6 protein-coding genes are annotated in these 6,929 nt (G+C 74.3%); 2 read left to right on the top strand and 4 right to left on the bottom strand.

Annotation, left to right across the window (positions count from 1 at the left end; translation table 11 throughout):
• Positions 1–41 precede the first annotated feature (41 nt).
• Positions 42–626 (bottom strand): LemA family protein, encoded by a 585-nt coding sequence (locus PSR1_RS20485; RefSeq protein WP_059439244.1) that lies wholly within the window; start codon positions 624–626, stop codon positions 42–44.
• 93 nt (positions 627–719) lie between these two features.
• On the bottom strand, positions 720–1,271 hold the full coding sequence (locus PSR1_RS20490; protein WP_059439245.1) for a hypothetical protein: 552 nt from the start codon (positions 1,269–1,271) through the stop codon (positions 720–722).
• Between the two features lie 107 nt (positions 1,272–1,378).
• Between PSR1_RS20490 and PSR1_RS23590 the strand changes: the two genes are divergently transcribed.
• Positions 1,379–1,816 carry an MGMT family protein gene (locus PSR1_RS23590; protein ID WP_082100325.1) on the top strand — a complete coding sequence of 146 codons (438 nt, stop codon included), beginning with the start codon at positions 1,379–1,381 and terminating at the stop codon, positions 1,814–1,816.
• Here PSR1_RS23590 and PSR1_RS20495 read toward each other — a convergent pair.
• Together PSR1_RS20495 and PSR1_RS20500 are read right to left on the bottom strand one after the other, a co-directional pair.
• On the bottom strand, positions 1,719–4,244 hold the full coding sequence (locus tag PSR1_RS20495) for a glycogen/starch/alpha-glucan phosphorylase (RefSeq protein ID WP_059439246.1): 2,526 nt from the start codon (positions 4,242–4,244) through the stop codon (positions 1,719–1,721). The genes PSR1_RS23590 and PSR1_RS20495 overlap by 98 nt on opposite strands.
• Positions 4,245–4,368: 124 nt before the next feature.
• The gene (locus tag PSR1_RS20500; protein ID WP_059439247.1) at positions 4,369–5,766 is read right to left on the bottom strand and encodes a M20/M25/M40 family metallo-hydrolase; all 1,398 of its coding nucleotides are present in this window, start codon (positions 5,764–5,766) and stop codon (positions 4,369–4,371) included.
• A gap of 70 nt (positions 5,767–5,836) precedes the next feature.
• Between PSR1_RS20500 and PSR1_RS20505 the strand changes: the two genes are divergently transcribed.
• Positions 5,837–6,929 (top strand): YcaO-like family protein (locus PSR1_RS20505; RefSeq protein WP_059439248.1); only part of this gene is annotated, 1,093 nt, incomplete at its 3' end.

Here is a 6,929-nt window from a genome sequence, read left to right on the forward strand (position 1 = left end):
CGCGCGCAGGCGGCGGCCGGCCGGGGCGGCGGCGACCGCCATCAGAACTTCACCGCGGGCGCCTTCTCCGCCCCCTGCGTGGTGGCGGTGAACTGCGCCTTGGGCTGCTTGTGGTACATCATCGCGTTCGTCCAGCTGGTGGGCGGCACGGTCACGAGATCGTTGAACCGCTGCACCTCCTGGATGTAGCGCCGGCGCGCGATCGAGATGCGGTTCTCGGTGCCCTCGAGCTGCGCCTGCAGGTCGCGGAAGTTCTCGTTCGCCTTCAGCTGCGGGTAGTTCTCCGAGACCGCGAGCAGCCGCCCCAGCGCCGAGGACAGCGCGCCCTGCGCGCCCTCGAACTTCTTCATGTTCTCCGGCGTGAGCTGGTCCACCGGGATGCGCACCTGCGTGGCCTGGGCCCGGGCCGCCATCACCGCCTCGAGCGTCTCGCGCTCGTGCGAGGCGTAGCCCTTCACCGTCTCGACCAGGTTGGGCACGAGGTCGGCGCGGCGCTGGTACTGGTTCTCCACCTCCGCCCAGGCCGCGGAGACGGCGTTCTCCGCCTGGGGGATGGACTGGAAGCCGCAGCCGGCGAGCAGCAGGCCGGCCGCGACGGCGACGACGACGGAGCGCGCGTGAGTCATGCGCCGGAGGCTAGCGCGCCGGGGCGGGCGCGAGAAGGACGAATTACCGCAGCCACACCCAGGCCGGGCCTGGGGTTCCGCCGGGGGCCCGCTTCACTGCCTGTGGACCGCGAGGACCCGCGCCGGCGGGCACCACACGCCCACCTGGGCGATCCACCCCGCGGGATCCGCCTGGACCGAGCTGGGGCAGGCGCTGCACGAGGTGGGGGCGCCGTCCGCGAACCGGGCGGTCGCGGGGGACGGGCTCCAGCTCCACTGCGCGTCGCAGTCGCTCCCGTCGCGGAGGTCGAACGTCGGCACGGAGGGGCCGGGCGACGCGGGGTCGGCGACCAGCGCCTCGGCGCGGCTGATGAAGTCGGGCGCGACGATCCACGCCTTCACGGTGTCCCCGCACACGCCCAGGGTCACGAACGCGCCGCCGGACCGGCTCACGCAGGCGGCGTTGGGATCCGACACGCAGGCGCCGCTCAGGCACACCTCGCCGCCGCCGCACGCGTTGCCGCACTCGCCGCAGTGCAGCCGGTCGGTGCGCAGGTCGTAGCAGATGCCGCCGCACGCCTCGAGCGGCGCCGGGCAGGGCTCGGTGTCGAAGCAGCCCGACGCCGCCAGCACCGCCGCGATGACCCCCCACCTCGCCCCGTGCATGTGACCTCCCGCGGCGCCGCCGCGGCCCGAGCCTAGCATCGGACGCCCGCGCCGGCACGCCGCGTGCGGGACCCGGGCGGCGGCCGGCGCGGTGGTAGGCTCCGCGCATGGCGGAGCCGGCCGGCTGGGCGATGTTCTATCGCGTGGTGAAGCGGATCCCGCGGGGCCGGGTCGCGACCTACGGGCAGGTGGCGCTCGCCGCCGGCAAGCCCGGCGCGGCCCGGCAGGTCGGGTACGCGATGGCGGCGCTGCGCGGGACCCGCCACGCCGTCCCCTGGCAGCGGGTGCTGGGGGCGCGCCCGCGCGGGCGGGCCGGGATCAGCCTGCTCGATCCGATGGGCGCGGCGGTGCAGCGCGCGCTGCTCGAGGCGGAGGGCGTCCGCTTCGACGCGCAGGGGCGCGTGGAGCTGGCCGAGTTCGGCTGGCGCGGTCCGCGGACCGGCCGCGCTACTCCACCACCCGCACCGGCGGCACCTTCCAGATCTCGGTCGCGTACTCGTGGATCGTCCGGTCGGACGAGAACTTCCCGGCGCGCGCCACGTTGAGGATCGCCTTGCGGGTCCAGCCGTCCGGATCGCGGTACGCCTGCTCCACCCGCTCCTGGCACGCGCAGTAGGCGGCGAAGTCCGCCAGCACGAGGTACGGGTCCCCGCCGTTGAGGAGCGACTCGACCACCGGCCGGAACAGCCCCGGCTCGCCGGGCGAGAACGTGCCCGAGGAGAGCGCGTCCAGCACCTGCTTGATGCGCCGGTCCTTGCGGTACCACTCCCACGGGTCGTAGCCGCCCTTCTTCAGCGCCGCGACCTCCTCCACGGTGAGGCCGAACAGGAAGAAGTTCTCCGCGCCCACCTCCTCGCGGATCTCCACGTTCGCGCCGTCGAGCGTGCCCACGGTGAGCGCGCCGTTCAGCGCGAACTTCATGTTGCCGGTGCCGGACGCCTCCTTGCCCGCCGTGGAGATCTGCTCGGACACCTCGGCGGCCGGGAAGATGCGCTCGGCGAGCGACACCCGGTAGTTGCGCAGGAACGCCACCGCGATGCGGCCGCGGACGTCCACGTCGCGGTTCACCACGTCGGCCACCGAGCCGACGAGCTTGATGATCCACTTCGCCATCGCGTAGCCCGGCGCCGCCTTGCCGCCGAACAGGTAGCTGCGCGGGTACGGGTCGTAGCCGCGGTCCTCCTTGAGCCGGAGGTACTCGCTCGCGACCCGCAGGATGGCGAGCAGCTGCCGCTTGTACTCGTGGATGCGCTTCACCTGGACGTCGAAGATCGAGTCGAGGTCGAGCGAGATCCCGTTCTCGGCGCGGACGATCTCGGCGAGCCGCTCCTTGTTGTCGCGCTTCACGTCCCGGAACAGGCGGCGGAAGCCCGCGTCTTCGGCGAGCGGCTCGAGGCCGCGGAGCTGCGCGGCGTCGGTCACCCACCCCGGCCCGATGACCTCGGTGATGGACCGCGCCAGCCCGGGGTTCGCCTGCAGCAGCCAGCGCCGGGGCGTCACGCCGTTGGTCTTGTTGTTGAACCGCTCCGGCCAGAGCGCGTTGAAGTCGTGGAACAGCTCGCGCTTCAGCAGCTCGGTGTGGAGCGCGGCCACGCCGTTCACCGAGTGCGAGCCGATCACCGCCAGGTTCGCCATCCGCACCTGCTTGACCGGCCCCTCCTCGATGAGGCTCATGCGCTGCAGCGCCGGCTCGTCCGCCTTGCGCGCGGCGCGCACGCCGTCGAGGAACCGCCGGTTCACCTCGAAGACGATCTCGAGGTGGCGCGGCAGCACGCGGCCGAACAGGTCCACCGACCACTTCTCCAGCGCCTCCGGCATGAGCGTGTGGTTGGTGTAGCCGAAGGTGCCGCCGCAGATCTCCCAGGCCTGGCCCCACTCCAGCCCGTGCTCGTCCACCAGCACCCGCATCAGCTCGGCCACCGCGATGGCCGGGTGCGTGTCGTTCATCTGGATCGCCACCTTGTCCGGGAAGTCGGAGAAGCCCTCGTGCACCTTGAGGTGGCGGTTGACGATGTCGTGGATGGAGCAGCAGACGAAGAAGTACTGCTGCTGGAGGCGCAGCTCCTTGCCCATCACGGTGAGGTCGTTCGGGTAGAGGACCTTGGAGATGTTCTCGGAGAGGTCCTTCTCCTCGACGGCCGACAGGTAGTCGCCGGCGTTGAAGTCGGCGAGGTCCAGCTCCTGCGACGCGCGGGCGCGCCACAGCCGCAGCGTGTTGACGGTCTGGTTGCCGTGCCCGGTGATGGGCACGTCGTACGGCATGCCCAGCACGTGGCGCGCGTCCGCCCAGCGCACCTGGAGCCGGCCCTTCCCGTCCACGCCGTGCTCGGTGCGCCCGTAGAACGAGACCGGCACGCAGGCGTCGCCGCGCGGGATCTCCCACGCGCTGCCGAAGCGCAGCCACTCCTCCGGGCGCTCCACCTGGTAGCCGTTCCGGATCTCCTGGTCGAAGATGCCGAACTCGTAGCGGATGCCGTAGCCGTACGCGGGGATCGACAGCGTGGCGAGCGAGTCGAGGAAGCAGGCGGCGAGCCGCCCCAGGCCGCCGTTGCCCAGCCCGGCGTCGGGCTCCTGCTCCAGCAGCGCGTTCAGGTCGAGCCCGAGGTCGCTCAGGGCCGACCGCATGTTGTCGTAGATGCCGAGGTTCAGCAGGTTGTTCTCGAGCGCCTTGCCCATCAGGAACTCGAGCGAGAGGTAGTAGACCCGCTTCGCGTCGGCCTTGTAGTAGGTCTGCTGCGTCTGGATCCACCGCCGCATCATCCGGTCGCGCACCGCGTAGGCCACCGCGAAGTAGCGGTCGAGCGGCGTGGCGGTGTGCTCGTCCTTGCCCTGCGAGTACTGGAGGTGATCGGCGAACGCGCGGCGGAGCGCGTCCACGTCCAGCGCCGTGCGGGCGTTGGGCAGGTCGCGGGCGCGCTCGAGCGCGCGCGCCTCCTCGGTGCGGGCGGCGGCGGCTTTCCTCGGTGGGGCCATGCTCTCCTCAGGGTGCGCACCGGGCGCGGGCGGCGGCCACGGCAGGCGGCGGGTCATCATAGCCGCATCCCCGCCGCGGCGCGGCGGGCCGGACGGCGCGCCGCACCGGCCGGGCGCGCGGGCGCTACCGGCGGAGCGCGCCGGCCAGCTCCTCGTAGAGGTGGATCGCGCTCCGGATGGCCTTCTGGAAGTCGGAGAGCAGCAGGCTCTCGTTCTCCGAGTGCGCGTTGGAGGACGGGTCCTCGACGCCGATGAGCAGGGCCGGGACGCCGCCGAGCGCCTTGGCGAACGGCTCCACGAACCCGATCGACCCGCCGCACCCGATGGCGAGGGCGGGGCGCCCGAACCCCTTCTCCAGCGCCCGGAACGCCGCGTCGAACGCCGGGTGGCCGAGGTCGGTGATCCAGGGCGCGCCGGCGGTGTCCGGCTTGACGTTCACCTCCACGCCCCAGGGCGCGGCGGCGTGCAGCGCCGCCACGAGCTTCTCGCGCACGTCCACCGGGTCCATGTCCGGGACCAGGCGCACGCCGAGGCGCGCCCAGGCCACGTCGTTGATGATGTTGCGCGCGTCCTTGCGCGAGGACGCCTGGATGGCGTTCACCGCCAGCGAGGGCTGCCACCAGTTCGTCTCCAGCGGGTGCCGGCCGCCCAGCAGCCGCACGCCGGGCCGCAGCCGGGCCTGCCGCCGGATGTCCTCCTCGGTGACCGGCAGCGCGGCGATGGCCTCGCGCTGCTCGCGGGTGAGCGGGCGGACGCGATCGTGGATCCCGGGGATGGTGATGCGCCCGTCGTCGTCCACCAGCGCGGCGAGCATCTTGGCGAGCGCCATGGTGGGGTCCGGCACCGGGCCGCCCCACATGCCGGAGTGGACGCTCTGCTCGAGCGCGCGGACCTCGACCTCGAGCACCACCAGGCCGCGGAGCGCCACCGTGATCGACGGCACGCCCGCGTCCACGTTGCCGGTGTCGGTGAGCACCATCGCGTCCGCGTCGAGGCGCGAGCGGTAGCGGGTGAGGAAGGCGGTCAGGTGGTCGGAGCCGATCTCCTCCTCGCCCTCGACCACGATCTTCACGTTGAGCGGCATGCGCCGCGCGCCGCGCACCCAGGAGTCCACCGCCGCCGCGTGCACGATGATGCCGGCCTTGTCGTCGGCGGCGCCGCGGCCCCACAGCCGGCCGTCGCGCTCGGTGGGCTCGAACGGCGGGGTCTTCCAGGCCTCCGCCTCGCCGGCCGGCTGCACGTCGTGGTGCGCGTACAGGAGCAGCGTGGGCGCGGCGGGGTCCTCGATGCGCTCGCCGAAGACGTACGGGTGCGCGCCCTCCACCTCGAGCACCTCGACCTTCTCGAAGCCCCGCCGGCGCAGGAGCTCGGCGGTGGCCTCGGCGCTGCGCCGCACCTCGTTCTCCGGGAAGCCCGGGAACGAGACGCTGGGGATGCGGACCAGCCGCTTCAGCTCGTCCAGGTAGTTCGCGGCGTTCTTCTCGTAGTGGGCCAGGGCCAGGTCGACCGGCGTCTCGGGCATCGATGTCACCTCGGGCAGAAGGGGTCCCGCGCCGCGGGCGGGCGAGGGGTGGCCCGGGATATAAGGGCGCATGGCCGGGATCCCTCGACCCCTTCGGGACGGACGGCGCGGCACGCTGACGCATGCACTCGGGGTGACACGCGTCGCCCGCCTCACCGGCCTCGACCGGACCGGGGTCGAGGTGGCGAGCGCGGTGCGCCCGGACGGCCACGTGCTCCAGGTCACCAACGGCAAGGGCTCGCGGTTCGAGGACGCCGCGCTGGGGGCGCTGGCCGAGGCGGCCGAGCTGTGGGCGGCGGAGCGCCCCGGCCCCATGCCGCTGGCGTCCGCGGCGGAGCTCCGCGCCCGCCTAGGCGAGGGCGCCGTGATCGGGCCGGGCGCCCTGGCCGGCGGCGCCGCGGATCCGGCCTGGGAGGCGCTGCGCGTCGCCTGGTGCGAGGGCGTGCCGCTCGAGGGCGGCGCGCCGATGGCGGTGCCGGCGCAGGCGGTGTACTGCCCTCCCCCCGGCGGCCCGCTGCTCGGGCCGGCCGTGCTGACCTGGACCTCGAACGGCATGGGCGCGCACCCGGACCCGGACCGCGCCGCGCTGCACGCGCTGCTCGAGGCGGCGGAGCGCGACCAGCTGGCGCGGGCGCTCCCCGAGGGCTTCACCGAGGGTGAGCTGGCGCGGCGCCTGATCGATCCCCGCGGGCTGCCGGGCGCCGCCCCGCGCGCCGCGGCGCTGGCGGCGTCGCTCGAGGCGCGCGGGCTGCGCGTTCACCTGCTCGATCTCACGCCCGCCGGGCGCGGCGCGGGCGGGCTCGGGCTGCCCGTGGCGGGCGCGCTCCTCGGGGATCCCGGCGGGCCCGTGCCGCTCGCCGCCGGCTACGCCTGCCGGCCCGGGCGCGACGAGGCGCTCGTCGCGGCGCTCCTCGAGGCCGCCCAGTCGCGCGCCACCGAGATCCACGGCGCGCGCGAGGACGTGCTGCACGGCGACCGCGCCTCGGCCGCGCCGCTCGCGCAGCTGTGCGCCGCGCTGCGTCCGTCGCGCCGGGCCGCCGCGCTGCCCTCGCTGGCCGCCCCGTCCCCTGCGGCCGCGCTCCGGCGGATCGCCGCCCGGCTCCGCGCGGCCGGCCTCGGCCCGGCGGTGCGCGTCGCGCTCGAGGGCCCGCCCGGCCTGCACG

The organism is Anaeromyxobacter sp. PSR-1 (assembly GCF_000964525.1).
Lineage (GTDB): Bacteria > Myxococcota > Myxococcia > Myxococcales > Anaeromyxobacteraceae > Anaeromyxobacter.